This window comes from Sinorhizobium sp. 8-89 (assembly GCF_030124325.1).
Classification (GTDB): Bacteria; Pseudomonadota; Alphaproteobacteria; order Rhizobiales; family Rhizobiaceae; genus Sinorhizobium.
Genome location: NZ_JASKLR010000005.1, coordinates 46,959 through 73,762 on the forward strand (window position 1 = coordinate 46,959; position 26,804 = coordinate 73,762).

The 26,804-nt window shown below is 60.9% G+C and carries 23 protein-coding genes and 2 pseudogenes; 14 read left to right on the forward strand and 11 right to left on the reverse strand.

Annotated elements, in window-relative coordinates; all coding sequences use genetic code 11:
• Positions 1-21 precede the first annotated feature (21 nt).
• Entirely contained in the window at positions 22-537 is a 516-nt protein-coding gene (locus QN219_RS12480; RefSeq protein WP_284000002.1) for a DUF995 domain-containing protein, read from the forward strand.
• 97 nt (positions 538-634) lie between these two features.
• On the opposite strand, the gene QN219_RS12485 is transcribed toward QN219_RS12480, so the two are convergent.
• Together QN219_RS12485 and QN219_RS12490 are read right to left on the reverse strand one after the other, a co-directional pair.
• On the reverse strand, positions 635-940 hold the full coding sequence (locus QN219_RS12485; protein ID WP_284000003.1) for a hypothetical protein: 306 nt from the start codon (positions 938-940) through the stop codon (positions 635-637).
• Positions 941-1,197: 257 nt separating this feature from the next.
• On the reverse strand, positions 1,198-2,451 hold the full coding sequence (locus QN219_RS12490) for a pilus assembly protein TadG-related protein (protein WP_284000288.1): 1,254 nt from the start codon (positions 2,449-2,451) through the stop codon (positions 1,198-1,200).
• A 231-nt stretch (positions 2,452-2,682) separates the two neighbouring features.
• Here QN219_RS12490 and QN219_RS12495 point away from each other — a divergent pair, with 231 nt between their 5' ends.
• From QN219_RS12495 to QN219_RS12510, 4 genes are read left to right on the forward strand one after another with little or no spacing between them, the layout of a single operon-like run.
• On the forward strand, positions 2,683-3,195 hold the full coding sequence (locus QN219_RS12495) for a prepilin peptidase (RefSeq protein WP_284000004.1): 513 nt from the start codon (positions 2,683-2,685) through the stop codon (positions 3,193-3,195).
• Between the two features lie 42 nt (positions 3,196-3,237).
• Entirely contained in the window at positions 3,238-4,029 is a 792-nt protein-coding gene (cpaB, locus tag QN219_RS12500; RefSeq protein ID WP_284000005.1) for a Flp pilus assembly protein CpaB, read from the forward strand.
• A gap of 26 nt (positions 4,030-4,055) precedes the next feature.
• Positions 4,056-5,801, forward strand: coding sequence for an AAA family ATPase (locus tag QN219_RS12505; RefSeq protein ID WP_284000007.1), 1,746 nt, complete (start codon positions 4,056-4,058; stop codon positions 5,799-5,801).
• Positions 5,798-6,220 (forward strand): pilus assembly protein, encoded by a 423-nt coding sequence (locus QN219_RS12510; protein WP_284000008.1) that lies wholly within the window; start codon positions 5,798-5,800, stop codon positions 6,218-6,220. Before QN219_RS12505 ends, QN219_RS12510 begins: the two co-directional genes overlap by 4 nt.
• Before the next feature lie 4 nt (positions 6,221-6,224).
• Here QN219_RS12510 and QN219_RS12515 read toward each other — a convergent pair whose 3' ends face one another.
• A complete protein-coding gene (locus QN219_RS12515) occupies positions 6,225-6,722 on the reverse strand; it encodes a pilus assembly protein N-terminal domain-containing protein (RefSeq protein WP_284000009.1) in 498 nt (165 codons plus the stop codon).
• 288 nt (positions 6,723-7,010) lie between these two features.
• Here QN219_RS12515 and QN219_RS12520 point away from each other — a divergent pair, with 288 nt between their 5' ends.
• The 4 genes from QN219_RS12520 (at position 7,011) to QN219_RS12535 (ending at position 10,683) form a co-directional block, all read left to right on the forward strand.
• On the forward strand, positions 7,011-7,172 hold the full coding sequence (locus QN219_RS12520) for a Flp family type IVb pilin (RefSeq protein ID WP_284000010.1): 162 nt from the start codon (positions 7,011-7,013) through the stop codon (positions 7,170-7,172).
• 98 nt (positions 7,173-7,270) lie between these two features.
• Positions 7,271-8,701 carry a CpaF family protein gene (locus QN219_RS12525; RefSeq protein ID WP_284000011.1) on the forward strand — a complete coding sequence of 477 codons (1,431 nt, stop codon included), beginning with the start codon at positions 7,271-7,273 and terminating at the stop codon, positions 8,699-8,701.
• 3 nt (positions 8,702-8,704) lie between these two features.
• Positions 8,705-9,706 carry a type II secretion system F family protein gene (locus tag QN219_RS12530; protein WP_284000012.1) on the forward strand — a complete coding sequence of 334 codons (1,002 nt, stop codon included), beginning with the start codon at positions 8,705-8,707 and terminating at the stop codon, positions 9,704-9,706.
• A gap of 8 nt (positions 9,707-9,714) precedes the next feature.
• Entirely contained in the window at positions 9,715-10,683 is a 969-nt protein-coding gene (locus tag QN219_RS12535) for a type II secretion system F family protein (protein ID WP_284000013.1), read from the forward strand.
• 177 nt (positions 10,684-10,860) lie between these two features.
• On the opposite strand, the gene QN219_RS12540 is transcribed toward QN219_RS12535, so the two are convergent.
• From QN219_RS12540 to QN219_RS12570, 7 genes are all read right to left on the reverse strand, one after another.
• Positions 10,861-11,892 carry a chemotaxis protein CheB gene (locus QN219_RS12540; RefSeq protein WP_284000014.1) on the reverse strand — a complete coding sequence of 344 codons (1,032 nt, stop codon included), beginning with the start codon at positions 11,890-11,892 and terminating at the stop codon, positions 10,861-10,863.
• 8 nt (positions 11,893-11,900) lie between these two features.
• The gene (locus tag QN219_RS12545; RefSeq protein WP_284000015.1) at positions 11,901-14,027 is read right to left on the reverse strand and encodes a response regulator; all 2,127 of its coding nucleotides are present in this window, start codon (positions 14,025-14,027) and stop codon (positions 11,901-11,903) included.
• Position 14,028: 1 nt separating this feature from the next.
• A complete protein-coding gene (locus QN219_RS12550; RefSeq protein ID WP_284000016.1) occupies positions 14,029-15,654 on the reverse strand; it encodes a methyl-accepting chemotaxis protein in 1,626 nt (541 codons plus the stop codon).
• Entirely contained in the window at positions 15,632-16,297 is a 666-nt protein-coding gene (locus QN219_RS12555) for a chemotaxis protein CheW (RefSeq protein WP_284000017.1), read from the reverse strand. Before QN219_RS12555 ends, QN219_RS12550 begins: the two co-directional genes overlap by 23 nt.
• Positions 16,294-17,658 carry a CheR family methyltransferase gene (locus QN219_RS12560; RefSeq protein ID WP_284000018.1) on the reverse strand — a complete coding sequence of 455 codons (1,365 nt, stop codon included), beginning with the start codon at positions 17,656-17,658 and terminating at the stop codon, positions 16,294-16,296. The genes QN219_RS12555 and QN219_RS12560 overlap by 4 nt, the downstream gene beginning before the upstream one ends.
• A 188-nt stretch (positions 17,659-17,846) precedes the next feature.
• A complete protein-coding gene (locus QN219_RS12565) occupies positions 17,847-18,530 on the reverse strand; it encodes a response regulator transcription factor (RefSeq protein WP_284000019.1) in 684 nt (227 codons plus the stop codon).
• Between the two features lie 224 nt (positions 18,531-18,754).
• Entirely contained in the window at positions 18,755-21,967 is a 3,213-nt protein-coding gene (locus QN219_RS12570; protein ID WP_309486585.1) for a PAS domain S-box protein, read from the reverse strand.
• A gap of 477 nt (positions 21,968-22,444) precedes the next feature.
• On the opposite strand from QN219_RS12570, the gene QN219_RS12575 reads away from it, so the two are divergent.
• The 5 genes and pseudogenes from QN219_RS12575 to QN219_RS12595 form a co-directional block, all read left to right on the forward strand.
• Positions 22,445-23,923 carry a type II and III secretion system protein family protein gene (locus QN219_RS12575; protein WP_284000021.1) on the forward strand — a complete coding sequence of 493 codons (1,479 nt, stop codon included), beginning with the start codon at positions 22,445-22,447 and terminating at the stop codon, positions 23,921-23,923.
• Entirely contained in the window at positions 23,904-24,236 is a 333-nt protein-coding gene (locus QN219_RS12580; RefSeq protein ID WP_284000022.1) for a pilus assembly protein, read from the forward strand. Before QN219_RS12575 ends, QN219_RS12580 begins: the two co-directional genes overlap by 20 nt.
• A 19-nt stretch (positions 24,237-24,255) precedes the next feature.
• Positions 24,256-24,398, forward strand: a pseudogene (locus QN219_RS12585) (L,D-transpeptidase); the annotation flags it as partial.
• Positions 24,399-24,496: 98 nt separating this feature from the next.
• The gene (locus tag QN219_RS12590; RefSeq protein ID WP_284000023.1) at positions 24,497-25,048 is read left to right on the forward strand and encodes a hypothetical protein; all 552 of its coding nucleotides are present in this window, start codon (positions 24,497-24,499) and stop codon (positions 25,046-25,048) included.
• Between the two features lie 52 nt (positions 25,049-25,100).
• A pseudogene (locus QN219_RS12595) lies at positions 25,101-25,241 on the forward strand (DUF305 domain-containing protein); the annotation flags it as partial.
• 276 nt (positions 25,242-25,517) lie between these two features.
• Here the strand turns inward: QN219_RS12595 and QN219_RS12600 are convergent.
• The gene (locus QN219_RS12600; RefSeq protein ID WP_284000024.1) at positions 25,518-26,798 is read right to left on the reverse strand and encodes a GGDEF domain-containing protein; all 1,281 of its coding nucleotides are present in this window, start codon (positions 26,796-26,798) and stop codon (positions 25,518-25,520) included.
• Between the last annotated feature and the right edge of the window lie 6 nt (positions 26,799-26,804).

Genomic DNA, 26,804 nt, shown 5'->3' on the forward strand with positions numbered 1-26,804 from the left:
TCGCTCGCACGGAGACATGAGATGAGGTCAGTATTACGCACAATGTCCCTGGCTGTCGCCATCACCGCGATGATGGGTGCGACGGCATCGGTTGCCGAGGCTGCTGCCGGACGCGCGAACGCTCAAAAGGCAATCCCGCTGACGCACGACGAGCTTTATAGGCTCTACAGCCAGAAATCGTGGATCTGGAAAGCGGGCGCGGGATATTTCTCAGTGCGGCAGCGCCGGTTTACGGCCTGGTCGAAGGAGAACGGCCGTCCCTCCTATGGCGTCGGTCGCTGGTTCATCACCGGACCAGGAAAACTCTGCTTCAAGGCCGACTGGCACGCAAAGGACGGCTCGGCTCCGGCAACAACCTGCTTCAGCCATCGCAGGCAAGGTAGCCTCATCCTTCAGAAACGCGAACCGAACGGCGAATGGTATGTTTTCAAGAACGTGCCGGCAAAGCCTGACGACGAATTCGCCAAGCTTCGTCGCGGCAATTATGTGAGCGCGCGGCTGAACAGAATCGAAGCAGGACTCGGCAAGGTCGAATGATCTTGACCGGGTGAAGGAGTTGCGCAGCCTGTTTGCGTCAGCCTATCAATTTGGCTCCGCAGATGAGCCCGTCGCCGATCGGCGCGCAACTCCACCCCTATCGAAGGAAGCAGCGCGAGGTGCTGCCAAAGCCGCTCGGCGTGCAAATATACGGGGCACGCCCGAGATAGGCGGCCCGCTCGAGTTTGACCGCTCGTTGAACGACGACCGGCTTGGCCGCGACGCGCTTGTTGCTCAACGCCGGATAGCCGACCTGTCTCGTCAGCGACGAGGTTCGGATACTTTGGTCTGGAGTGACAGAACATCCCGACACGGCTGCTGCAAGGAGTAGAGCAAACACGCCCCGCACTATATTGCTGCGGCCGTCGATTAGCCCGACCGAAGTCCTTGTTTGCGCCTTCATGTTTAGAACTCCTGGTTCTCGAACCTCATGCGCAGCACGGTAGATGAGACGCTTTAAATCGCCGTGCAGAAAATGCGTACAACTTGACCTATCCCGGCTACGCTCGACCGCGAGTGAATGCCCGGTCACGTTTCGGTGGTCTCGCTCGTACTCGGTACGCCCGAGGTTTGATTACTGGACGACCGCGTTAATCCGGGTTGCTACCGCGAAGGACAGCCGTTGGTCCGATCATGTAGTTCCAACCCGTGTCCGGCGTACTACTCAACCAGCGACACCGTTCGGCCTACAACGATCTCGTCGGTCGGCGAGGCGCAGGTTTCCATTGTCGAATTGCCCGTGAACGTGACCTGGTCCGCAACGATCTGTGTGCACCCCCCGGACACAGTGGAGTTGCCGGTGAAATCGATATGGCCACTGGGCAGGTACAGATTTCCCTCCAGCGTCGATTCTGAATTGCCCGTCACCTGGTGCATCACACCCGTATCGTGGCGGCTGCCAAAGAAAAGCAGGCCGGCGAAGGGTCCGCTAGTCGGCGCGGACAGGTCAATGTCGCCGTTGCCGAGCAGTTTCGCCGCGGCACCGTTGGTGAAGAACAGCGTGACCCCCTCACCAGAAAGCTTCGCCCCCGCGGTCACCGTAAAGTCGCCGCCGTCTATGATGTAGAGGCCCGGCTTCAATGTGATCGTATTCTGGATCTGCAATCCGCCGCAGAACCTGATCGCCTCCGTCCCGTCTGCGAGCCGGTCAAAGGTGTAGGTGGAATTGGAGACATAGGCGAGCGTGCGGCAGGGAAGCTGTTGGATGTGCAACTTGTCCGGCTCGGCGACGGATGCAAAAGGGTCCGCCGTCGGCGACACCCGTTCGATGGGTTCGCTGCAACCGGTAAGCGTCAGGCCTGTGGTCGTAACGGCCTCGCCAACCGTATAGACGCAGTCCGTCGACATCATTGCGCTGCCGTTCTTCATGAGGAAGGCGTCGACTGCGCTGGAGTTGGAGATAACGCTGCAGCCCGACAAGCGAACTTCCGTCGAGCCGGTCACAGTCACCGCGCCCGACGCCGAGTTCGACAGCGCAAGCACGCAGGCCTTGGAACCGCCCTTGATCTCGGCGACGGCGCGCGCCTTCATCGTGACCGGCCCGTCGGCAAGAACGGATGAAAACAGGCGCGGATGCGTCTCGGTCAGCTCGACCGTGAGCTTGCTGGATCCCCCAAGGCCCTGCTGGGTGCTGACGGTGAGGCTGCCGGGGGTGTAGCCGGACGCACTCGCGATCCTGCGGGCAGTGGTTTCGAGCGCAGCTTGCTGATCTCCGGCCCGAAAGCGCACGGCAGCGGCGTGTGCCGATACGTCGGCCGCATGCTGCAGCTTACGCTTTTCGAGGAACCAGTAGCCCGTCTCGGCCCCGAGCCCCATCGCACCGACGAGAACAGGAAACGCGATCGCAGCGATGACGGCGACCGCACCACCTTCGTCTCTTATGAATCGACGTGTGCCGGCGCGCCGCTGTCGCATCGGCCTTTCCACGTTGACCGTGTCGCTTCTCTCGCCCATTCCTCTGTCCAAAACCCGACTATCGGGGCCGGACGGTATATCGCTCGCCGGTCGTTGGCGATTCGGCCAATTGGCCTAGTCCGGGCCGCAAGCCTTTGGCGCCTTACGCTTAGGCCATCAGGTCGAATGGTTATTGCGCGGCTCAAAGGGCACATTCGCGACAATTCCATCGGCGCACGAAAGGCATCGAACATGATCTCGACATCCGCAGCTTGGCTCGCATTCTTCCTCTTTGCCGGAACGATGACCTATGCCGGCATCAAGGATGTCGCCACGATGACCATATCGAACCGCCTGGTGCTCGCACTGGCGGTTTCCTTTGCCGTTCTTGCGCCCGCCGCTGGCTTGGGCGTAGCCACGATCTCTTCGAGCATTCTCATCGGATTCGGCATACTGGCCTGTACCTTCGTGCTTTTCTCCCTCGGCTGGATCGGCGGCGGCGACGCAAAGCTCTTGCCCGTCGCCGTGCTCTGGCTTGGGCCCGACCTCGCGGTCGATTTCGTCCTCTACACGGCCGTGATCGGCGCGGCGTTGACGCTTGCGCTCCTTCAGTTCCGGCGCATGCCCCTGCCGGTGGTGTTGAAAAAGAACGCCTGCTCCGCGCGCCTGCACGCCCCTGAGACGGGCATTCCCTACGGGGCGGCGATGGCGCCGGCGGCGCTTCTGCTGCTGCCGCAAACCCAGTGGTTCTCCGCTCTTCTCTGAGGGCGCTACCAAGCTTCCGTTGCCCGTTGAAAAGGTTTGGCCATGATCCGCTTCGTCATTCTCCTTCTTGCCCTCGCATCCGGCGGGGCTGCCTCCTGGCTGGCGCTCGGCGCGTCCCGTCAGCCGGAGGTAGAGGTCGTAACCGCTGAAGAGGCTCCCTCGAATGAGGTGCTGGTCGCGTCCGCGGAACTCAAACGCGGTGCGACGCTCGACGAGGGCCAGATGCGCTGGCAACCGTGGGAGGGGGATATCGCTCCCGTCTTCATCAGCCGCAGTTCAAGGCCGGACGCGATAACGGCGCTCAAGGGTTCGCTCGCCTTGAGCGACTTCGTGCCGGGAGAACCCATTCGCGAAGACAAGCTCGCGCAGCGCGGCTCCGGTTTTCTGTCAAGCATGCTGCCTTCTGGAAAACGGGCGATCGCCGTTCGCGTGACGGCGGAGAGCACGGCCGGCGGTTTCATCCTGCCCAACGACCATGTCGACGTCATCCACACGGTCGCCCGGGCGGACTCCTCCGGCAAGGACGGAAAGGTAATCAGCCGAGCGATCCTTTCAAACATCCGCGTGCTCGCGGTCGATCAGACCATTTCGGAAGCCGCCGACGGCACTTCGGTGATCGGGAAAACCGCAACGCTCGAAGCGGATCCGGAACAGATCGCAACCGTTGCGGCTGCGGAAGCCTCCGGCACGGTTTCGCTGGCCCTGCGCGCAGTGGCCGACAATCACGAAAGGCCGGCCGTCGAAACGGAAGAAAAGCGACCGGGCGTGGTGCGCATCATCAGCGGCGGGCGCGTGTCGATGGTCGAAGTCCCCTCCCGCTCCAACGGCAGTTGATCGGTTTTCATGGAAGTCTCGGACAAATGAAGCATCTCGGCAAGCAAATCCAGGAAACGTCGCAGATAGTGGATGCTCCACCGCTTTTGCCCATCCCGAAAGTGGAGGTCGCCACCTTCTGTCGATCGGAGGAAGCGACGGAGGCGATCCGTACGGCGGCGATCGACCGTCGTATGGCGCGCGCCACGGTAACGATCAAGTCGGGTGGAATAAGGGAAGCGACAGCTCTTTATGGGGGCATCACCTCGCCGAACCTCGTCGTCGTGGAAAATGACGACGATGAGGTCCGGCTGATGGCGGCGCTGGAAGCCCTGGCAGTGGAGTGCGTTACCGGTACCAAGGTCATCGTCATCGGCCGCTCCAACGATGTCAGTCTCTATAAGAAGCTTCTGGACGCCGGCGTGAGTGACTACCTCGTAATGCCGTTCGAGCCGATGGATTTCGTCGCTGCCGTACACCGCTGCTTTCGTGACTCCACGGAGGAGAAGCTGGGCCGCATCGTCGCCTTCGTCGGCGCCAAGGGAGGGACCGGATCCTCGACGCTTGCGCATAACGTGGCCTATGCCATGTCCAAGCGCGTGGATGCCGATGTACTCCTCGCAGATCTCGACCTTCAGTCCGGGACACTCGGTCTCAATTTCGATATCGAAGCCGCGAACGGGATGTTGGATGTACTCGAAAGTCCGGATCGCCTCGACGACGTGCTTTTGCGGCGGCTGGCAGTGACCTACACGGATCGTCTGCACCTGCTTCCGGCCACCACGGACTTCAACAAGTTCTTCAGCCTGCGGGAAGACAACGTCGATCATCTGCTCGAGGTCGCGCGTTCGAGCTCATGGCACATCGTCTTGGACGTGCCCCACATCTGGACGCAGTGGACGCGGAAGATCCTGCTTGAGGCGGATGAAATCGTCATCACCGCAACGCCTGATCTTGCCAGCATGCGCAATACCAAGAACCTTATCGACTTCCTGAAGAAGGCGCGGCCAAACGACCCGCCGCCGAGGCTTGTGTTGAACAAGCTCGGCACGCCCAAGCTTCCGGAAATCAAGCCGAAGGACTTCGTCGCTGCGGTCGGTCTGCAGGAGAGCGTTTCCATTGCCTTCAACCCGCACCTGTTCGGCGCCGCGGCGAATAATGGCAAGCTCGTCATCGAGCGGGCACCGGCTTCCGAAGCGGGCCGTGCGATTATTGCCCTGGCGTGGCGCGTTGGCGGGACGAGAGAGAGACGTACGCACCAGAAGGGCCTCAAGGCGTTGCTGCGGAACGTCTTCAAGCGCACAAAGCCGAAGGCCTCCTCAGCACTGCGCAAGAAAGTGGGTGAGCTTAAAGCGTCCGCGACGGGCGCCTCAGCGGTTGAATTTGCGCTGATCGCTCCGGTGCTCGCCCTTGCTCTCGTGGCGATGGCGGATCTCGGTTTTGCTATCTACGAACGGATGACGCTTGACCATGCCCTTCGCGCAGGCGCGCAGGCTGCCATGGCCGATCCCGGGGCGACACAGGTCTACAAGGTGATGCAGTCCACGCTCGCCAAGAGCGCAAACCTGGCCAATACCACCGTTGCGGCGGTGACGCGCTACTGCGCCTGCCCGGAAAATGCCGATGTCAAACCGGAGGCGGCGCCGGAATGCGGGAAGACACCCTGTGCGAACTCAGCGCCGGAGCTCATCTTTTATCGCCTGGATGCAGCAACACTCTACCGGCCGATGTCTGCGCCGGAGGTGCTTCCGGATTTCGATCTCAATTCTTCGATCCAGGTGGAAGTCCGATGAACCTGCAGCGCGGCATTCGATTTCTAGGGCGCAGCCAGTCGGGCGCGGCTGCGGTGGAGTTTGCGCTGGTCTGTCTCCCCCTGCTGCTGCTCATGCTAGGGATTGTCGAGTTCGGCCGTGCCTTTTACGTACGCAATGATCTCTCATACGCCGCCGATTTCGCGGCGCGGAAGGTCTTGATTGGCCAAGTCGCCCGCGATGCGCCCGCCGGCGAGGCGCAGCAGAAGCTGGAGAGCGCGGTGCGAGAGAGTTTCCAAGGCGGTGATCCGGCGCTGCTTCAGATCGTCACCGGCAAGGAAACGGTGGACGGGATCGATTTTCGCGTTCTATCGATCCGGTATCCCTTCACCTTCGTACTGCCGGGATTATCGCAGAGTCCTTTCCACCTTCAGCTTTCGCGGCGCATTCCGATCGGGTGATCGTTCAAGGATTGCCTGTAGAATTGGCGTCTTCACCGGGCAGCGGCGCAGTGTTCTCAGTTTGCGGAATGGGTGCTTCGCCGGATTGAACCGGATCGCAGCGGTCCGAACAACTATATGTTGTCTTGCCCGTGCCCTCGTCGACGGTGACCAGGCGACCGCCTGCAGACACTACGTCGAGGATGACGTTGGACACCTCCGCGCCGTCCGTGCCGATAACGATGAGGTTTGTCGAACCAGGCGTCCTGCCGGTCAGAATGACCGTCCTGTCGTCGCTGAGAGTCGCCTGTGCGATGGCCGGATTGCCGATAATGAGCGTGCTCGCGGGCCGCGCGAGCAGGAGCGTTCGCGCGAAATCGACGACCACCCTGATGACGCCCTCGGTCTGGCGGGTTGGCTGCAATGTGATGGCTGCTGGGAGGACATTCTCCGCTGCCTGCGCCGCTCCGAGGTTAGCCCATGTCGCGACCGCTAGAACAAGCCATCCGGCACCGGTGCGCATTGCAATCACTCCCACTGGTTACTCGCGATATCTCAACGGATGGATGTGCAATCCGTTCCAACAAGTCTGACAAAGCATGGAAGTAGTGCAACGCCGACGATTGGACTAGGCCAACCGGCCGAGCCGCGTGCGGGCGGCCATCGGCCATCAGGCTGAATGGATCGAGAGGGTTAATAAAGTCTATATGAGAGCCACACAGCAAGCGGGAAACGAGGCAGAACCTGGCCCGGCCCTGTGATGCCGAACTTGGCGTCGGCGCAACCTCAAACCACTGAAGGACCCCGAACCATGAAGAAGCTTCTTGTTGCCTTTACTCGCAACGAATCCGGCGCGACCGCCATCGAATACAGCCTTATCGCCGGCCTTATCGCCGTCGCCCTCATCACCGGTGCGACCACGCTCGGCGGAAAGATTGACACGATGTTCACCACGATCTCGGGCAAGCTGTAATCGGCGGGACCAGTCTGGTTTAAGTGCATGGCGGAGGCATTTGCCCTCCGCCCTGCTCGTTCCCAAGCCCCCAAAATGCTCGAGGCACGGCGACAACGATGTTCGGCAAGAAATCCCTCTCGGACGAAAAGGTTCTTGAACCGGCTGTTGAGCCGGAGGCAGCACGCGAACCGGAACGAATTTCCCAGTTGCCCCCTACTCAGAAGCCAGCCATTCCAACTGCCGTCATCAAAGCCGAAAAGGCCGAGCAATATTACAGCCTGAAAAAGGAAATCTTCAGCGCACTGATCGCCACCATCGACGTCGCCGCACTCTCCAACATGGAAGGCGAGCAGGCACGCAACGAAATCGGCGCGATCATCAACGACATCGTCGCGGCCAAGAAGGCCGGGATCTCCTTGGCCGAGCAGAACGAGCTGCTCAGTGACATCTGCAACGACATTCTGGGCTATGGTCCGCTGGAACCCCTGCTCGCACGCGACGACATCGCCGATATCATGGTGAATGGCGCGAACCACGTCTTTATTGAGGTCGGCGGTAAGGTGCAGGAAACCGGTGTCCGCTTCCGCGACAACGAACAGCTCCTCAACATCTGCCAACGCATCGTCAGCCAGGTCGGCCGGCGCGTCGATGAATCGAGCCCGATCTGCGACGCGCGTCTCGCAGATGGCTCGCGCGTCAACGTCATCGCGCCCCCGCTCGCCATCGACGGCCCGTCGCTGACGATCCGCAAGTTCAAGAAAGAGAAGCTTAAGCTCGACCAATTGGTACGCTTCGGCTCGATCTCGCCGGAAGGTGCCGAGATCCTGAAGATCATCGGCCGCGTCCGCTGCAACGTGCTCATATCCGGCGGCACCGGCTCCGGCAAGACAACGCTTCTGAACTGCCTCACCGGCTACATCGACCCCGGCGAACGCATCATCACCTGCGAAGACGCGGCCGAGCTACAATTGCAGCAACCGCACGTCGTGCGGCTCGAGACGCGCCCGCCGAACATCGAAGGACAGGGTGAAATCACCATGCGCGCACTCGTCAAGAACTGCCTGCGCATGCGGCCTGAAAGGATCATCGTCGGCGAAGTGCGCGGGCCGGAGGCCTTCGATCTCTTGCAAGCGATGAACACCGGCCATGATGGCTCGATGGGCACGCTTCATGCCAACTCGCCGCGCGAAGCGATCTCGCGCATCGAGGCAATGATCACCATGGGCGGGCATTCGCTGCCGGCCAAGGCAATTCGGGAGATGCTCGTCTCGTCGGTCGATGTGATCGTGCAGGCCGCACGTCTTCGCGACGGCTCTCGCCGGATCACGCACATCACCGAAGTGCTCGGTATGGAGGGCGATGTGGTTACGACCCAGGATCTCTTCGTTTACGACATTCAGGGTGAGGACCAGAAGGGCAACCTCATCGGGCGACATCGTTCGACGGGCATCGGTCGCCCGGCATTCTGGGACCGCGCCCGTTACTATGGCGAAGAGGCGCGGCTTGCCGCCGCCCTCGATGCTGCGGAAATGAAGGCGGCTGCGTAAGAGATGCTGACTTCCCTGCTGTTTCCCGCGTTTGTCTTTCTCTTGGCCTCCATCAGCATCGGCGGCGTGATGATAGCTGCCTTCTATCCGCGAGTGGTCAAGGCAAGCGTCTATCGCCAAAGGTTCGAGCGCATCGCGGCCGTGGCGGAGCGCAAGCAGAGCGAACGGGCGGAAGAGGATGGCCGGGATCGCCGGCGTTCGGTCGAAAGGACGCTGCGCGAAATCGAAGCGAAGCACAAGGCGAATGCGCGCAGGAGCCGCAAGCCGTCGCTCGCCGGCAGGATCCGCCAAGCCGGCCTCCACTGGTCGACCAGAACCTATTTCCTCGCTTGCGCCGGTGTCGCCCTTACGACCTGGAGCATAATGCTTCCGCTGGGCCTTGGGCCGTTGGTAGCGGTCGGCTTCGCCATCGCCAGCGGCTTGCTGCTGCCGCATGCGTATGTGAGCAAGAAGCGCAAATCGCGGTTCGCCCGCTTCGCTGCCGAGTTCCCGAATGCGGTCGATGTCATCGTCCGAGGACTGAAGGCGGGCCTGCCAATGGGCGATTGCCTGAGGGTGATTGCGGCAGAAGCGCAGGAACCGGTCAAAAGCGAGTTCGTCTCCATCGCGCAGGACCAGACGCTGGGCATCCCCGTTGACGAGGCCGTGGAGCGTATGTGTGAACGCATGCCGCTACCGGAAGCAAATTTCTTCGCCATCGTCATCGCCATTCAAAGCCGCACCGGCGGCAGCCTTTCCGAGGCGCTCGGCAATCTTTCGAAGGTGCTGCGGGAGCGCAAGAAGATGAAAAGCAAGATCAAAGCGATGAGCGCCGAAGCAAAATCCTCCGCCGGCATCATCGGTGCTCTGCCGTTTTTCGTCGCCGGTGCCGTGTATCTGACCAGTCCGGACTACATGATGCTTCTAGTCACGACGCTGACCGGAAAGCTCGTGCTTGTCGGCTGTGGACTTTGGATGGGCCTCGGCATTCTCGTTATGCGCAGAATGATCAACTTCGACTTCTGAGAACCGACATGAGCCTCGTTGCCTATATCCCCGACCCGGAGCAGTTGTCCGTCTTGATGGCCGGCCTTTCCGCCTTTTCCGCGGTCATCGTCGTTTCCTGGCCCTATGTCTTTCGCGACACCCTGGCCGATCGAATGAGAAGGGTGGAAGGCGAGCGCGAACGTATCCGCCAGCGCGAGCGGGCGCGATTGGAGGCCGGGCAGAGCAAGGTTTCGCTGCGCGCAGAACCCAAGCGCCTCTTTCAGGCGATAGTCGACCGTTTCAATCTTGCCAAGCAGGCGGAGGACGGCGAAATCGTCCGCAGATTGAGTGCGGCAGGCTATCGCGGTCATGCTCCGGTGACGACCTTCCTTGCCGTGCGGTTGATTGCGCCGGTGGTGATGTTCATTGCCGCTCTGCTCTATCTCCTCTTCATCATCCGGCCGGAGGCGCCGTTGATATTGGTTGTGGCGATGGCGGCCGGAATCGGGTCGTTCGGTTACTTCGCCCCTGCGGTCTTCATCAGGAACAGAACCACCAAGCGGCAGCAGGCGATCAGTCGATCATGGCCGGAGGCGCTGGACCTCCTGTTGATCACCGTCGAATCCGGCATGGGCATCGAAAGCGCCTTTCGGAAAGTGGGCGAGGAGATCGGCGCGCAATCGCCGGAGATCGCGGAGGAAGTCCTACTCACCACTGCGGAGCTGTCCTACCTGCAGGACCGACGGCAGGCCTTCGAGAATCTGGGGCAGAGAACCGGCGTTGAGGGTGTGCGCGCCGTCGTGACCAGCCTCATCCAGGCAGAAAAATACGGCACGCCCCTCGGTCAAGCGCTCCGCGTGATGGCACAAGAGAACCGTGACATGCGCATGAGCGAGGCGGAAAAGCGGGCAGCCGCTCTTCCGCCGAAGCTTACGGTGCCGATGATCATCTTCTTCCTGCCTGTGCTCTTCGCGGTCATCATCACGCCGGCCGCCATCCAGATCATGAGCATGTAGGAGGCGATGAATGATACGGGCGGACGAGCGCGAAAGGCGCTCCCTGAGTTCGCCTTTCCCGATCCGGAATCGCTCCAGCGCAGAGTTGGGGTGGGGCGAGAGCGGCGCTGCGCGGAGGTTCGGCGCGCGGCGCCGCTTTTCTCATTCCGCCTGAGCCAGCGATTCCGATTTGAGGAATCATGCAGCAGCGAGAGCGGTGATCTTCGCGGCGATGTCTTCAACCGGCAGGACGAAATCGACGAGACCGGCGTTGATCGCCGATTTCGGCATTCCGAAGACGATCGAGCTCTTCTCATTCTGAGCAATTACCCTTCCGCCCGCCATACGCAGCGCTCGAAGGCCCTCGGTGCCGTCATCGCCCATCCCCGTCAGGATGACCGCAAGAGACTCGTCCTTGAAAGCGCGAGCAATCGAACCGAAGAGATAGGATCCGGACGGCTTGAACCCCTGGATGGGATCTTCGTCCACGACACGCAGGCGCAACTTGCCGGAGACGCCGAGCTGATGGCCATCCGGAGCAAGGTAAACGGTCCCGGGCCTCAGTCGTTCGCCATTCGCACCGACCTTCACCTTGAGTGCAACCGTCGCGTCGAGGGATGCGGCAACGCCGTCGATGAAGCCGTTCGACATATGCTGCACGACGAGAATGGGTGCGGGAAAATCGGCAGGGAGCTCCCTCAATATAGAGCGGATCGCGGCCGGTCCGCCGGTGGAGGCGGCGATCCCCACGATCGCGATCCGAGTGTGAGCCGCAGCCTCGGGTGCCTCTTTGACCCGGTGATCACCACGGGTTTTCTTGCGCCACTGGCGAACGACCTTGACTTGTGCCATGGCCTTGATAGTCGACAGGAACTTGTCGAAGGCCGCTTGGTCGAGAGACGTGCCGGATGCGGTCGGCGCCGGGATGACCGCGAGCGCGCCCGCGTCGAGTGCGCGCGCAGACATCGCTCCCAATTGCGAACCGTCCTGATATGACACCATCACGACTGGCGTCGGCACGGCGATCATTATCTCCCTGACGGTTTCGGCGGTGTCGTCGTCGCGGAGATCCACTACGATGATGTCCGGCAAAAGTTCACCGGTCAGCCTCACTGCGTCCTTGCCGCTTCTTGCGACGCCCACGAGCTTTACGGCAGCGTCGGTACCGGCCGCCTTTTTGAAGAGTTGTTCAAGGGCGGGTGTCGATGTCGCAAGTAGAATACGTGTCATCCTCGTCCTCACACGACCCGGCGCATCGTCTCCAGGAAGTGCTGCGCATCGAACTGGTCCTTTCTCAGATAGGCATTTGCGCCAGCACGCAGCCCCCGGACTTTATCTTCAAGCGTTTCACGGCCCGTCACGAGGACGACGGGCGTGTCGGTGAAACGCTCCGATCGACGAATGGCCTCGGTGAGTTCGAAGCCGTTCATGGACGGCATGTCGACGTCCGCGACAACCACGTCAGCGCCGCGGTCACGAAGCTGGTCGAACGCTTCCTTGCCATTGCTTGCCATCACGACATCGTAGCCTGCGCCCTCGAGGATGAGTTTCACCAACGTCCGTATATATTTTGAATCGTCGACGACGAGCACCTTGCGACTCACTGTTGGAATCGGCTGGGGCACGCGTGCGCCGTCTGGTAATCGCGCCTCGGCGGCGGCCTCCGCGAGCGCGGCGACGTTCAGGAGAAGGGCGATATGCCCGTCAGGCAGTACCGTGCCAGCGCTATAACGACGAACTTTCGCGAGCCGCGGTCCGAGTGGACGGGCAAGAAGTTCCTGTTCACCGGCAACGGCATCGACGAGTACCGCGATCGGCCCGCCCGGGGCGTCGACGATTATGGCTGGCATAGCCTGCCGGATATCGCCTCTGCACAGCTTCACTCCTAGCCAAGTGGCCAGATCCACAAACGGTATTGCGCCTATCGGCGTCCTGACGACGCACCTGTGTCCAGACATGGCGAAGTCTTGCGCATGAATGCGTATCACCCGCTGAACAGACGCCGTGTCAATCGTGAGCACATGCTCCCCTGCAATGACCTCCAGTGTGCGAACCGTCGCTAATGTCAGGGGGAGCGTGAGGGTGAATGCGGCGCCTCCCGTCTGCACTTGGGAAATCTCCGCTGTGCCACGCAGCGTTTCGACATTTCGCTTGACGATGTCGAGACCTATTCCACGCCCCGATAGGTTTGTGACCGTCGCCGACGTCGATACGCCCGGCTCGAATACGCGCCGCAGGAGTTCCGCTTCGTCTTTCACGTCTTCCAAAGCTTCGCCCGCTGCCTTCCTTAGCAGGGCTGCATCAAGGCCGCGGCCGTCATCCTCGACACGCACCTGCATCCGGTCTCCGGAGATAGCGGCCGTGATCAGGACTTTGCCCTTTTCCGGTTTTCCTGCTGCCCGGCGTTCCTCCGGCCGCTGGATGCCATGCGCGACTGCATTGCGCACGAGATGCCGAAGTGAATCCTGAAGGCCCGAAAGGATTGAGCGATCGATCTCGATCTCTCCACCTTTGATTTCCAGCTCTGCCAATTTGCCCGATGCGGACGCCACGTCCCGCACGACACGGTCGAACCCCTTGCAGGCCTCTGCAAAGGGCTGTGTGCGCGCGTGCCGCACCTCATGGTCAAGTGCTGTCGCGGCACTGTGCATCACTCTTGTGTCCTGGCGTAGCGATGTCGCAAGCTGGCGCAGTCCGATCTCGATGCTAGCCGCCAGCGTGGCGAACTCGGTGCCGACCCCACGCAGTTTCCGCGCCTGCTCCCGCAGCAAGGACGCCTCCTCGGCGTGGCGGCGTATGATTGCGTTGAAGGACAGCAATTCGCCGCTCCTGTAGAGAAGGGTATCCAGTCGATCGGCGGAGACGCGCATCGAGCCGTCGGTATCACTAGCGCGAACCGGCACCTTCAATCCCCCCGAAGGCGGTCCCAACTTCGGCTTGCCGCCGCGGTGATCCGCCCTTCTCGCTATGGCAGCCTTCAGCGCATCGACGACACTCTCGCCGTGCGCCGGCGGAAGCGTCTCGCCACTCTCTAGGAGCAGGGCCGCGTCCCTGATTGTGTCTGTGGCCTTCAGCAGCAGGTCCAGTTTGGATTTTTCGAGCACGAGCTGCTCATTCACAGTGATGGAGAGTACCTCTTCCATCCAGTGACAGATCGCTTCCACTCCCCGCACCTGAAGCAACCCGGCGGCTCCCTTAAGGCTATGCGCCATCCTCAAAAGCTGCTCCTGCAGACGGAGTTTCTCATCAGCCTCCCCGGTATCCTCGATTGCGAGCAAAGCCTGCTCCATGTCGGACGCACGCTCCCCCACCTCCTCGGTGAACATGTGCAGCAGTCCACGGTCGAATTCTTCGGGTTTCGTCATGTCAGTTGCCATGGTAATCGAGCATTTCATTCAGCCTCGAGCCTAGCTCGTTGAGATCTTTCGCGGCCTCCTCCGCTTGCCGGATCGCCGAAAGATTCTGGCTGCTCGTCTGCTCGATATAATGCATTGCGTCGTGAATGTGCTTCATGCCCGCTTTTTGCTGGCCCGCGGAAGCGGCGATCTGCGCGACCGAACGCGCGGAATCGGCAACGATCGACTCGAGCTGCCGGATCGTTTCGCCTGCTTCGTTCACCGTCTCAAGCGCGCGGCTGACACTCTTCGTTCCATCCTCGGCGCCAATAACCGCCGCGTTTGTCGCTTTCTGGATCTCCATCAGAATTCGACGGACCCGCGTTGTCGCGGATTTCGATTCGTCGGCAAGTGTCCTGATCTCACTGGCAACGACACTAAAGCCCTTGCCGTGCTCGCCTGCACGTGAAGCCTCTATGGCAGCGTTCAGCGCCAATAGGTTCGTCTGGTCTGCGATTTCGGCGACGACCGAGACGATCTCGCCGATTTCCAAGCTGTTTTCTGCCAAGGAAAGAATGTCTCCGGCAATCGCTTCCGTGCGTGCGCTAACCGTATTCATTACGTGCACGGTGTCATCGAGCGCTCTGCGGCCCTCATTGCTGATCTTGACGGCCTGATCGTAGGAGAAAGCAACCTGCTGCGCGCGCTGCGCTGCCTGTTCCGACGTCTGCAGCACCTCATCGACGCTCGTAACTGTCTGGGCGACGGCCGACGATTGCTCACGCATGCCTTCGACCTGTTGCGTGGTTCCGGCGAGGATCTCGGCGGCGGACGACGAAAGGTGTTGCGCCGTTTCCGAGATCATGGCGAGCAGCTCTTCAAGTCGCTCCCTGCTGCCTCGCTCGTTGTCGATCATTCCGGCGAGCCTTGCGGTCATTGTGTTGAAGGAGGCGCCGAGAACCGCGAGCTCGTCGTTACCCTCTACGGAGGCCTTCTGCTCCAGGTCACCGGCGCTGACCTTTTCCGCCACGCCGGCGAGCGCGCGGGTGCGCCGGACGAGTCGACGCGCGACCCGGAGCACGTGAAGGAGCAGGAGAACGGCGAGAGCGGAAAAACCAAGTTGCAGCAATTGAGAGCGTTGGAGCCGGTCAACTCCCGCCTGCTCGATCTGGTCGATCAATTCGTCCACTCGCGCGGCAAAAGTCCTGATCTTTGGGTCGAGCTCATCCAGTGCGGCGTGATCGATCGGCGCATTGGCGATTGCGCTTTCCAGAGCGGGCCTCACCTGCTCCAGCCATTGTTGGCGCGCTTGTTCAAGCTGCGTGCGGGCGGCGGGATCGGTCGTTGCCTCCAGCCCGAGCCTTCCGTCGCCATCGACCAGACTCGCAAGCAGCCGCTCGTTGCGATTCATCAGGCCACGCAGTTCATCGGCAGCAGCGGCCCGGGCGGCCCCCTCCGCCCTTTCCATGCGCCCGGCCGCATAGACCATCTGGTAGGCAACACGTTCCTTGCCCAACGAGGACGTCGCGGCAAGATCGGCCCGGACCCGTTCCAGGGCAATAAAGCTGGACCCGACGAGCAGCGCCGAAGCGGCCACGAACAGCAGCATTGCCAACCCCAACGCGCCATAGAGGCTATTTGCCAATCGGGGGCTCATGGATCTCGGTCCTTTCCGTTTCGTCACTCGCGATGACCCGCTCGTCCTCAAGAAAGAATTGACGGTCGTTCAACAGAAGGTCGCCGTCCAGAATGACCGTGCCCGCTTTCGTGGTCGTGCAATACCAGGCGTCACCCCCGAGATCGGCTTCCGCCGCTCCGATTTCCTCCAGGGGGAGCGTCAATACTTCGGGCGCAGTGTCAGATAAGATCAAGAACTCCGGCTGTGTTTGGCCGCATACGATCGCCCAGTCATTGGCGGTGCGGGTCCCACGCGGGAGATCGAGCAGTCCGCATAGGTCGAAGACGGGAAGCAAATGGCCGCGTAAATCGTAGACGCCACAGGCATGCGAGGGCATTCCGGGGAGCGGACTGACGCGTGCCTTCGAAACGATTTCGCAGACGTATCGGATCTCCAATGCAAACCGGCGATTCGACAGCATGAAGGTCACAAGACCGGCTGCCTGCTGTTCGCTCTGTCCGGGCAACGCATCACCAGCCAGGTGCGGTGACTGCCGCTCGTATTGCTCATCCTGTTGTGCCGCTTCCAAAAGCACTTCCGTCTGTTCTATCGCTGCTGCCATCCGCCTTCTGACGGCGGTCCAGTCGATCGGACGGGCGGCGGGCCGGAGAGGTGTCGTCATAGGCCCTCGCTCCCCGGATGCCACCGAATTTTACCGATCTCCCGCCTTGCGCGCTCCGCGAGATGTCCCGCCGTCGCCCCAGACATCAGGGCGACGCGTTCGCGCTGCGGACGAGAGAGGCAAAACAGGAGCGCGTTTTCGAGGGCACGTAGGGCCGCTTGCGGATCGCTGTCCTTGAGACAGACACCGAGAAAGAACTGCGCGGCAGCCAGATCGCTGTCCAGATAAATCACCCGTCGCAGCGCCGCTGCAGCCGCGTCGGTCTCTCCGTGGGTCATCTGGGAGAGTCCTTGGAGAAAATGCAGTTCCGCCGAGAGCGGGTGACTTTCAACGGCTTGCGCAGCGAGGCGCGCGGCGTCGCGGGTCTCACCCATATCAGAACGCGAGCGGATTTGTCGGGTGATCGCCTCAACGGCGTTGTCGCCGAGTGTTTTTCGCGCATCGGCAACGCAAGCACGAGCAGGCGGGACGCGCGCGAGAGGGTTCTTGGTTTGGCATTGAACAGAGGTGACGCGTGAGATCGACCGTTTCGAAGTGTCTGAATGAGCCATCATGTGCCGATAGATCACACCGGCGGGCGTGATCGACGTTTCGAAAGGGGCGTATTGCCACAAGGGCGGATCGGTCGGAGCGGTCAACAACCAGCCACCATCAACGAGGCAGGCGAATAGCTGGCGCGCAATCCGGCGCACTGCGATTGCATCGAGATAGACGAGGACGTTGCGGCAAAGGATCAAATCGAAATCAGCCAAGTTCCTTTCGGGTGCCGGAAGCTCATCTGTACCAAGGTTAAGTTGAGTGAACTCGACCTGCCGGCGCAGTCGTTCGTGCAGTCGAAAGCGTTCTTCGCAAGAGGTGAAGTAGCGTTTCCTCAGCTTGTGATCCGTATTCCTCAAGGACCATTCGCCATACTCGGCGGCCTTCGCAGTGACGAGCGCCCTCCTGGAGATGTCCGCTGCGCTTATTCGAACATTCTCCAAAAGACCTTCCTCGTCACAGAGAATGGCAAGGGAGTAGGGCTCCTCACCCGTTGCACAGCCAAGGCTCCAGATCCTGGCGGGAGCGCCGTCGGACCGCCGTCGCCGCAATTCGGGAAGGATTGTCTGCCGTATAAGCTGGAATTGAGCTGGATCTCGAAAGAAATGCGTTTCTCCGACCGTCATCGCTGCGACCGCATCATCGGTCAAATCCTCGTCCAGCCCCAGCCGGTCGAGAAACGTCCGGCTGTCACCAATCCCACGCCGCACCATGAGCCGGGCGATCGCCGAAGCGATGGCCCCTTTCCTGGACGCTGGAAAGCTCAGACCGACCCTGTGGGCTGCCTGTTCGGCGAGATTTGGTGACGGCGCGCGCCCTGTCACGGAACGCTCCCCTGCTCGTTTGCCGGGCAAGCGTGAAGCGGGGGGTCGAGATAAGTTGGCTGTCGAAGCAGGCTGGCGCATTGGTTCCACATTCATTTCCGGTGCTGTCGTCACTATGCCCTGGCATGCATTTGCGCTACTCGTCCGGATGGCTTAGACGACGGCCTATCCGACCGGACTATGTCGACCTAGCTTTCGGTCATGGGCAACAGGCGCGCCCCTGCGGCTGCCGCCTCCTGGCGGTTTCTTACCCGCAGACTACGGAAGAGTGCTGCCATGTGGATCTTCACGGTTCCCTCGCCGAGTTTCAGCTTGCGGGCGATTTCCTTGTTCGAGAAGCCCTGCACAAGGAGCAGGAGGACCTCGCGCTGCCTCGGGGTGAGGAGTTCGATTGTGCGATGGCTGCGTCCGTCCTGGTTTCCGCGCGTGGCCTGGGGCACCTCTGCTTCCTCGGAGGGAGAGGCGCGGCCCGCTATAGACGGGGGTACGTAAACGGCGCCGTTCAGGATCGCCCCAATTGCCTCGGCAACATCGCTTGCGCCGAGGCCCTTTGGCACATAGCCGTTTATACCCGCAGTGAGGGCAGACAAGATGTCCGACCGGCGCGATGATGCCGACACGACGACGACCTTTAGATCGGGGTGGATGTCGCGCACGGCCGCAAGGCTGACTACGCTTTGCATGCCGGGCATCGCCAAATCGAACAACGCCAGCGATATGTCCTCGCGCTCGCTGAGCCGTTCAATCGCTTCGTCAAGCGATCCGGTTTCGATGATCTCCGTGAAGTGCAATTTGCTCTTCAAGATGAAGCCAAGCGCAATTCGGAAGAATTCATCATCATCGGCAATAAGTGCGACGCGTGAGGCATTCATTACGCTTTCCTCGCCGGTTGTCTGGCGCTTGCGGGCCATCATTCGGCTCGCTAGCCGGTATGCAACTAACGATCGTCTCAGCGAATGCGTTCCCGTCATTGCGTATCAATGCGCGGTAGTATGCAGATTGTGCCACACACGCCTGGCGACGTGTAGGGCCAATGCTGCTGCAATGATCGACGCCGCTTCGCAAAAACGCTCTGAAACGCATGACGCGCCAACTGTTACAAGGGGTTGTCAATCAACTTCGACACTTCCGATGCCGGCAGGGGTCGCGAGAAGATGTAACCCTGAGCCTCGTGGAACCCTTCCGCATTAACGATCGCCAATTGGTCCTCTGTTTCAATGCCCTCGATCGTCGTCGTCATGCCCAGGCTATGTCCAAGACCGGCGACGGCTCTGACGATCGCGAGAGATTCTTTGCCGTCGGGCAAGTCGCGGACGAAGGCTTGGTCCACTTTGATTTTGTCGAAAGGGAAACTTCTCAGGTAACCGAGGGATGAGTAGCCTGTTCCGAAGTCGTCCATCGCGATTTTCACACCGAGGCCACGCAACTCCAGCAGCAGTTGGCGGTTGTGTTCGCTCTCGTCCAGCAAGACCGACTCCGTTATCTCCAATTGCAAGCGGGCGGGATCGAGACGAGAGGCCGAGAGTGCATCGGCCACTGCCTTCACGAGATCCCGATGCTTGAACTGGACCGGTGAGAGGTTGACAGCAATACTGATATGTTCCGGCCAGGACGCGGCCTGGCGACAGGCTTGATCAAGAATCCACTTACCGATCGGCACGATCAGTCCCGTTTCTTCAGCAGTGGGGATGAAGTCGGAGGGCGCGATCATTCCTCTTTCGGGACTGCGCCACCGCAAAAGCGCTTCGCAGCCTGTTACGCGGCGGGATCTCAAGCTTATCAGCGGCTGATAATGCAGTTCGAACTCGTTCCTTTCCAAAGCGCCTCTGAGTGCAACCTTAACCTGCTGGTGCGCCTGCAACTCCGCATGCATGGCCGCGTCGAAGCGCTTGTAAGTGCCGCGCCCGCTTGACTTTGCGTTGTAGAGGGCGATGTCGGCGGCCTTGATCAATTCATCCGCGGAAGTCCCATCGTCCGGCGCAAAAGCAATGCCGACGCTCGCCCCGACAGTGGCGCTAACGCTTTCTATGATGAACGGTTCGCAGAGTGCGTCGATAACCCGCTGGGCGAGGCGAAACGCCTCGTCACGGCTCCTTGCCAAGCGGTGTATGATCGCAAATTCGTCACCCCCGAGGCGCGCGACGATGTCCGTGGCTCTCACGGATTGGACGAGTCGCGCCGACACCTGGCGCAACAAGGCGTCGCCAGCGGGATGGCCAAGCGTATCGTTTATCGCCTTGAACCCATCAAGGTCGAGGCACAGCACAGCCATGCGGCCGGCGGCACTCTTCTCGCTAAGGGCCCGATCGAAGCATTCACGGAAGAACATCCGGTTTGCAAGCCCGGTCAGCATGTCGTGCCTGGCCAAGTGGGCCATCTGCTTCTGGGCGAGCAACTTGTCCTCCTCGGCCCGGCGACGCTCCGTTATGTCTCGGCAGAAAACAGAAATGCCGTCTTGCGCTGGAGAAGCAATTGCCTCGATCCATCGATCGAGGGATGGCAAGTAATCCTCGAAGAAGGACCGGACACGGCGGTCCATGATCTCCTGGCAGTGTTTGCCAAAGTTCCCCTTCCTTTCTTTCGGGAACTGCTTCCAAAAGACTTTTCCCAGCGACTCGTCCCCGATCCGCAAGAGCGCCTTGGCGTTTTCGTTCAAATAACGGACACGCCACTGGGCATCGAGGAGCATGACGCTGTCCATGGTGCTTTCGAGAACCGACGAAAGCTGATCAGCCGCGGCTTCGGCTCTCTTCTGCGCGCGGCTTATTTCCTCGCTGGCGCGCTTCGCATCGGTGATGTCGCGCCAGATCGAAAGCATTCTGATGGGCTTTCCTTCGCGCCCCATGATCGGGGCTGAGATCACGTCCATGCATCTTTCTTCGTCCTTGACCCGTACGCTGATCTCGAAGCGAGCCGTCTCGCCCGCTCTGACCTTTTCCCAGCCCGCCTGGACCCTTTGTGCGTCGGAAGCGTTGCCCACGACATCCCACGTCGTTTTTGTAAGCGGAGCCCCTTCCGCCAGACCGAAGATGCGCCGGCCAGCCTCGTTCATTAGCAACGGCCGCCCTTCCAAATCGAGCACGCGCACACAGTCGGGACTGCTGTCGAAAATACTTCTGATGAACGCCTGCGCTTCCTGTTGAGCGATCTCAGCGGCTCGACGTTCCGTGATGTCGAGAACCGACCCTACATAACCGAGAAAGGCTCCATCGGCGGAAAAGCGGGGCTGACCGACATCTATCACCCATGCCCAGCTTCCATCGGCCCGCCGCAACCGGTACTCGCTGCGGACAGCCTCTTTTCCTGCGGCCGCGCTGAAAAATGCTCGCTGCACTTTTTCCCGATCATCGGGGTGGATCACATCCACCCAGCCGAAACCGAGCGCTTCGGTCTCCGTTTGGCCGGTCGTCTCCAACCACAAGCGATTAAAAAAACTGGTGTCGCCCGTTGGGTCGGCCACCCAGATCATCACCGGGGCGTCATCAGCGATTGCCCGAAAGCGTGCCTCGCTTTCACGCAAAGCATCAATGGCTCGTCGCCTTTCGTCGATATCCTCCAGGAGGCCGTACCAGCGCACGATTTCTCCAACGCTGCTACGCTTGGCGACTGCACGGGCTCGGAACCAGCGATGACGACCAGTTGCGGTCAAAAGCCGGTATTCGATATTGAGCGGTTCGCCGCTCGAAAGAGAGCGTTGCCATTGCGCGTGGACCATGGCGGCGTCCTGCGGATGCACGGCTTTTGCCCATCCACGTCCCAGCGTCTCCCCCTCATGCAATCCGGTAAATTCCGTCCATCGCGGGCCTACCTCCAACACCTCCCCCCTTGCGTCAGCCGTCCAAGGAACCTGGGGGTGCAAGTCCACGAGAGACCGATAATGCTCCTCACTGGCGCGCAGCGTTGCTTCGGTCTTACGCAGATGTGTAATGTCCATGATGGCGGCGACCAGGAATCTCTCGTCCGTCGCGCCGACCGGTATGCGCACGCAGCGCTTCTTCGTCAGGAGCGTCCGCGTGGCGCCATCCGGTGTCGTGATTTGCTCTTCGAGTTGGCAGTCCTGGCCGGTCGAGAGGACGGCTCTGTCAAGCGCGACAATCCTATCGGCTTCCTCACTTGGCAAGAAATCATAGTCGGTGCGTCCGATGAGCTCGTCGCGCGTTTTGCCGAGAAGCGCACAGGCTTCGCTGTTTATGAAAACAAAACGCGACGCCTCGTCTTTGACGATCACCGGTTCGGCGATGCCATCGACAAGATACTGAAAGAAGTCATAGGACTTCCTTGGCGAACGTTCGGGAGCCGGAGCGTTCATACCACTACCCTTGGACTGGGTGGCAACAGGCCCATATCGCAGTAGTCGAGCCCCCGCCAGGTCATACAACCTAGACTAACTCGTTTCGATGCAACTGGTTCCCCTCGCTTACGCTATGCGACTTATGAACCATCGGTCCCGGCGATTTCGACCGGGGCCTGTCCAACGACCGATCGATTTCTTGGCCCCCAAGCGTTTTGCGCCTCCCGAAACGAAGAGTACGCGAGCGTGAGAAAGTCGCCTTGGCGAGCGACCTGGTAGGCAGCGAGGGGACGGAAACACCTTGCGAAAAACAGTCAGAGATTGCGAGTGAAATGCGCAGCCACCCTTGCCGGTAGAGCCAAAATGGGCGACCGTTCTCTAGCGCGGCTTCGCGTAAGGGGCATCGAGTCGGGTTGAGGGGCCAGAATTAAGGGTGCGGCTTTGCCGCCGGGCGGTGGAAAACGAACGGAGGCTTAAGCGGGAATGCTAAGGAGAATGAGCAAGGGGTTGGCGCGAGCCGGAACCCTTCCGGCATTGACGTCGGTAGTGGTCGCCTGTGGTTTCTCAAGCCCCTATTTCATCGGTCGGGCGGACGCTCAGGAAGAGTTCGTCAGCCTTACTGGCACCGTGCAGCACGTGACATTGGCGCCGAACGACACCATGACGATCAGGACTAGCAAGTCCTTCGGCGACCTCGTGATCGGCAGCGCCGAGTTGATCGATGTCGTGCCCCTCTCCGAGAGGTCTCTCTTCATCCGCGGCAAGCAGATCGGCGCCACCAATATCTCGGTCTATGACGACAACAAGGCGCTGATAGGCGTAATCGACATCCGTGTCGCCAGTGACTTCAGTGAGGTAGCGGCGGCGATCCGTTCCGCTGCGCCTTCAGCGAGGATTCGTGTGTTCAACTCCAACGATCGCATCCGACTAACGGGTGTGGTGCGTGATGCGGTCGAATTGCAGCGGGTGATCGAAATCGCCCAGTCCTATTCGGAACAGCCGGTGTTGAACCAGTTGCGCGTCGCCGATTCCCAACAGGTCATGCTGGAGGTCAGAGTGATCGAGGCCTCGCGCCAGACCGGCCGCGACCTCGGCATCGGCTGGTCCGGGCAGGGTCGAAACGGGATCGGCAAGGCAACGACCAGCCAAGGCATCGGCGTCGATGATGACGGAAACCTTGTCCGCACGCTCGGAGACGCCGCGGGCGCGGCAACGGGGATGCAGCCCTTCGGCCAACTCATCGCCAAGGTGCTGACGATTGCCGGCGGCCAAATCGATGTCGTCATTAACGCGCTGGAGCAGAAGGGTCTGGTGCGGCGTCTGGCACAGCCGAATCTCATTGCGATGAGCGGCGAGACGGCGAGCTTCCACGCCGGCGGCGAGGTGCCTATCCAGAGGACGGTGGCGAACGGGGCGACGGTTGCAACCGAAACCGATTACCGACCGTTCGGCGTGCGTTTGACGTTCACGCCCGTCGTGCTCGACGACGGACTGATCAATCTGAAGATCGAACCGGAGGTTTCTGAGATCGATACGTCGATCAGCGTCAACGGCAATCCCGGCTTCGTCTCGCGCGCGGCGAAAACCACGGTCGCATTGCGGGATGGCCAGAGCTTCGCCATGGCCGGGCTTCTGCAGTCCGTCAATGCCAAGGACATCCAGCAATTGCCGGGTCTGGGACAGCTCCCCGTTATCGGCGCACTGTTCCGCTCGACGAGCTTCCAGAAAAGGGAATCGGATCTCGTCATCGTCGTCACCCCGCATATCGTGCGACCAGCATCGCCGGGCGAGGACCTCTACAGCCCGCTCGACCAGACGCGCTCGTCCAACGACGTCGAGCTCTTTGCCCTCGGCCTGCTGGAGGTCGACAAGGACATGCTGCGCCGCTTCAGAAATGGCGAAGGCATCGAAGGGCCCTATGGCCACCGTCTCGATCTCGATGTGGGAGGCGCGCATGCCCTTTCGAAGAAGTAGTCGCGCCCCTGTTTTAGTGGTCGCCGCAGCGCTCCTTTCCGGATGCGCCGACTACATGAATCATCGCGACACGATCACCTTCGGTGCCGGCAACGCGACAGAGGCGAATAAGGGCATCCATATTCAGGACCCACTCCCAAGGGTAGCGCAGAAGACGGGCATTCCCGGCGACGGCAAAGTGATTTACCGGGCGATCCGCACCTATAAGGGCGAAGAACCCCGCGCCGCACCAGCCCCCTCGTCCGTAATCCTGCCGACGGCCACGCCTCCTACGCAGACCAATGGGGCGTCCGGCAATGGCGCGGAAAACTGACGTGACTGCGCATGTCGGGGACACGCTCTACCGCATTCATGGGACGAAGGAGCAGTCGATGGTCGGTGAATTTGCATCCTCTGGCTGCTTTCGGATGAGCAATGCCGATGTCATCGATCTTTTTGACCGGTGAAAACCGGAGCCACAGTGGTGGCGAAGTAGTGGAACGACCAAAAGCGCGAGTTCGCGGGAGACAAAGAAATAGCCGGAGCCGGAAGCGAAGCTTTGGGCTTCGGCCCGGCTTGCGGCGGAGGAAGCTGATGACCGGCTTGGCGAATGTGGAAATTGAACCCGGCGATGCGAGTGGCGTTCGAGTGGCAAAGGCGCGGACGGGCAACGCGCCGTTCATTGCCTTGGCCCTTGTTTTCCTCCCCCTAAATGCCGGCACGCTGCTCTACACGGCCAAGAACGCAGCGGATGTCCGTGAGAGCCGCGAGGCGCTTGCTGCGGTCAAACGATCGATTGACGGTCTGAGGCTGCAGATCGGCAAACAAGACCGCCACATCGACAGGACCGACGACGCTGCGCCTATTCGCCAGCAGGTCGAGAAATTGCGGAAAGACCTATCCCTCCTCAGTGAGCGGATGCGTTCCGGCTCCCTCGCCTCCGGCGGCTCCGTCATCTTGAGCGCGCCCGGAAAGGGCGTGGCGCGCATCGACGCCCCGCCGGCAACGGCCTCCGGAGTGGAACTTTCGGCACCGCATGAGGGCCAGCCGGCAATCGATGCCGAGAGCCCCACGTTCGCCGATCTGCCGCGCTACGAGCGATCCGTTTCGCCGGAGGGCAAGCTGATCCTGCGGAAGGTGCAATAGCAGCCCTCTCCGCGTTCGCCCTATTAGGTTCCGCAGCGCCGCTCTTCCAGATACAGGAGCGATTCTGATGTGTCGCGAAGCGAACCTCACGGACGAGGAACTGGTCGATCTGTGCGATCAAATCTCTCAAGGGCAGCGCAAGGAAATCGAGCAGATGAACTCAATCAGAGCGAGACTGCATGGCTCCGGCTGATTGATGGCTGGCGCACACCTATCCGATGCCGCGGAGCGATCAAGCTCCCAACTTCGTAGCCGATGCCGCTGAGCATCAGCCTGAAATCCACGCGCTTTCGGGCAAGCTCGCCCGGCAGAGTGCCGCCATCGCCGCGATCGGGGACGCGTCGGTCTGGCTGTGGGCCAATCAGAGTCGGGCGGACAAAGGCGGCAGGCGCAGAGCCATGAATGCATTGGCTCCGCACCTTCCGCTCGCCCCGGCGTGCTAAACCGTTCGTTGGATTCGACGGCGCAGCTATGCGGTTGGTGAATCCGGCTGAAAGAGTATCACGCGATTGCGGCCCGTTTTCTTGGCCAGATAGAGTGCCTCGTCAGCCTGGTTCTGAAGCTTCTCCGGCGCGATGATCGCTTCACTTGACGCCTGCGCCGCCACGCCAATGCTGAGGGTGACATAAGGCGATACGCGGGATGCGGGGTTCGGAAGGGAGGCGGCTTCAACGCTCGCCCTAATTCGTTCAGCCGTGGCCAGCGCCGCTCGTTCATCTGCGCCCGGAAGCACGACGAGAAACTCCTCACCGCCGTAGCGGGCTACATGGTCGCGGTTTCGCCTGACGCTGCTCTGAATGATGCCGGCAACTTTCACGAGGCAGCGATCGCCCTCAGCGTGACCAAGGCGATCGTTCAGGTTCTTGAAGTCGTCGATGTCGCACATCAGCATGGCGTTACCCGGCGGGCGCTCCGCGCCTGCGCTCCAGAGGCGATTCAAGGTTTCCATCATCCAGCGCCTGTTGGCGATTCCGGTCAGGGGATCGGTTTTTGCAAGGCGCTCGAGGCGGGCATTGGCGTCGGCAAGCTCCGCTACCCGGCGCTTGTCGCGAAGTTCAAGAAGGAAGGTCTTCTGGGCCAGGATCGTCATCGTGCGTCGGGCAACGATCGTCGCGACGATGCCGCTGGCAAAAAACAGCGTCCCAGCCACGGCGCTGCCCCTATTGAGGATCGGGTTCTGCAACTGAAAAATAAGGTAGAGGGCAAGAGCGAACGAGGCGACCGTCACCGTCCAACCCAGAGGAACGGCGAAGATGATGATCGCGGTGATGGCGACGAACAGCATAATGTTCAAGTGCCGTTCATAGAACTCGCCACCTGCGCTCACGCCCACCAACGCGACCGACAGGAGGATGAGGAACAAGCCCGTGAGCAAAGACATCCTTTGAAACCAAACGCTGCGCGGTTTTCGCCAGACAAGAGCGGTCACCAGAGCGGCGGGAGGAAGAATGCAGGCTGGCGGAAGCATCGACAGTGCGACCGCCCTTGGAAGCAGGATCGCGTTGAGACCCAGCGTCAATACGTCCAGCAAGACCACCCATATCATCCACGCGCGAATGATCTTGGCCGTCCGCGCCCACGAACGCTCTTGGAACAGGCGAGCAAGCTCACCTTTGAGGCGGATGTCACGCGTGCGGCCTGCAAGCAGGCGCTCGACTTCGGTCATGACAACCGGGTTGGGCGGCTGAGACCTCATTTCCGGGGAGGTGGTCACGTGACTGTCAGCAAGTGCGCTTTCCTTAAGCTCCATCCTTGC

Bases quoted from the DNA above. Each gene is read 5' to 3' on its own strand.
- QN219_RS12545 (WP_284000015.1), bottom strand. From the start codon at position 14,027: ATGACGAAACCCGAAGAATTCGACCGTGGACTGCTGCACATGTTCACC.
- QN219_RS12580 (WP_284000022.1), top strand. From the start codon at position 23,904: ATGCCCTTTCGAAGAAGTAGTCGCGCCCCTGTTTTAGTGGTCGCCGCA.
- QN219_RS12590 (WP_284000023.1), top strand. From the start codon at position 24,497: ATGACCGGCTTGGCGAATGTGGAAATTGAACCCGGCGATGCGAGTGGC.
- QN219_RS12550 (WP_284000016.1), bottom strand. From the start codon at position 15,654: ATGAGCCCCCGATTGGCAAATAGCCTCTATGGCGCGTTGGGGTTGGCA.
- QN219_RS12485 (WP_284000003.1), bottom strand. From the start codon at position 940: ATGAAGGCGCAAACAAGGACTTCGGTCGGGCTAATCGACGGCCGCAGC.
- cpaB (WP_284000005.1), top strand. From the start codon at position 3,238: ATGATCCGCTTCGTCATTCTCCTTCTTGCCCTCGCATCCGGCGGGGCT.
- QN219_RS12515 (WP_284000009.1), bottom strand. From the start codon at position 6,722: ATGCGCACCGGTGCCGGATGGCTTGTTCTAGCGGTCGCGACATGGGCT.
- QN219_RS12495 (WP_284000004.1), top strand. From the start codon at position 2,683: ATGATCTCGACATCCGCAGCTTGGCTCGCATTCTTCCTCTTTGCCGGA.
- QN219_RS12505 (WP_284000007.1), top strand. From the start codon at position 4,056: ATGAAGCATCTCGGCAAGCAAATCCAGGAAACGTCGCAGATAGTGGAT.
- QN219_RS12555 (WP_284000017.1), bottom strand. From the start codon at position 16,297: ATGACGACACCTCTCCGGCCCGCCGCCCGTCCGATCGACTGGACCGCC.
- QN219_RS12520 (WP_284000010.1), top strand. From the start codon at position 7,011: ATGAAGAAGCTTCTTGTTGCCTTTACTCGCAACGAATCCGGCGCGACC.
- QN219_RS12565 (WP_284000019.1), bottom strand. From the start codon at position 18,530: ATGAATGCCTCACGCGTCGCACTTATTGCCGATGATGATGAATTCTTC.
- QN219_RS12600 (WP_284000024.1), bottom strand. From the start codon at position 26,798: ATGGAGCTTAAGGAAAGCGCACTTGCTGACAGTCACGTGACCACCTCC.
- QN219_RS12510 (WP_284000008.1), top strand. From the start codon at position 5,798: ATGAACCTGCAGCGCGGCATTCGATTTCTAGGGCGCAGCCAGTCGGGC.
- QN219_RS12525 (WP_284000011.1), top strand. From the start codon at position 7,271: ATGTTCGGCAAGAAATCCCTCTCGGACGAAAAGGTTCTTGAACCGGCT.
- QN219_RS12480 (WP_284000002.1), top strand. From the start codon at position 22: ATGAGGTCAGTATTACGCACAATGTCCCTGGCTGTCGCCATCACCGCG.
- QN219_RS12570 (WP_309486585.1), bottom strand. From the start codon at position 21,967: ATGAACGCTCCGGCTCCCGAACGTTCGCCAAGGAAGTCCTATGACTTC.
- QN219_RS12540 (WP_284000014.1), bottom strand. From the start codon at position 11,892: ATGACACGTATTCTACTTGCGACATCGACACCCGCCCTTGAACAACTC.
- QN219_RS12535 (WP_284000013.1), top strand. From the start codon at position 9,715: ATGAGCCTCGTTGCCTATATCCCCGACCCGGAGCAGTTGTCCGTCTTG.
- QN219_RS12575 (WP_284000021.1), top strand. From the start codon at position 22,445: ATGAGCAAGGGGTTGGCGCGAGCCGGAACCCTTCCGGCATTGACGTCG.
- QN219_RS12530 (WP_284000012.1), top strand. From the start codon at position 8,705: ATGCTGACTTCCCTGCTGTTTCCCGCGTTTGTCTTTCTCTTGGCCTCC.
- QN219_RS12490 (WP_284000288.1), bottom strand. From the start codon at position 2,451: ATGCGACAGCGGCGCGCCGGCACACGTCGATTCATAAGAGACGAAGGT.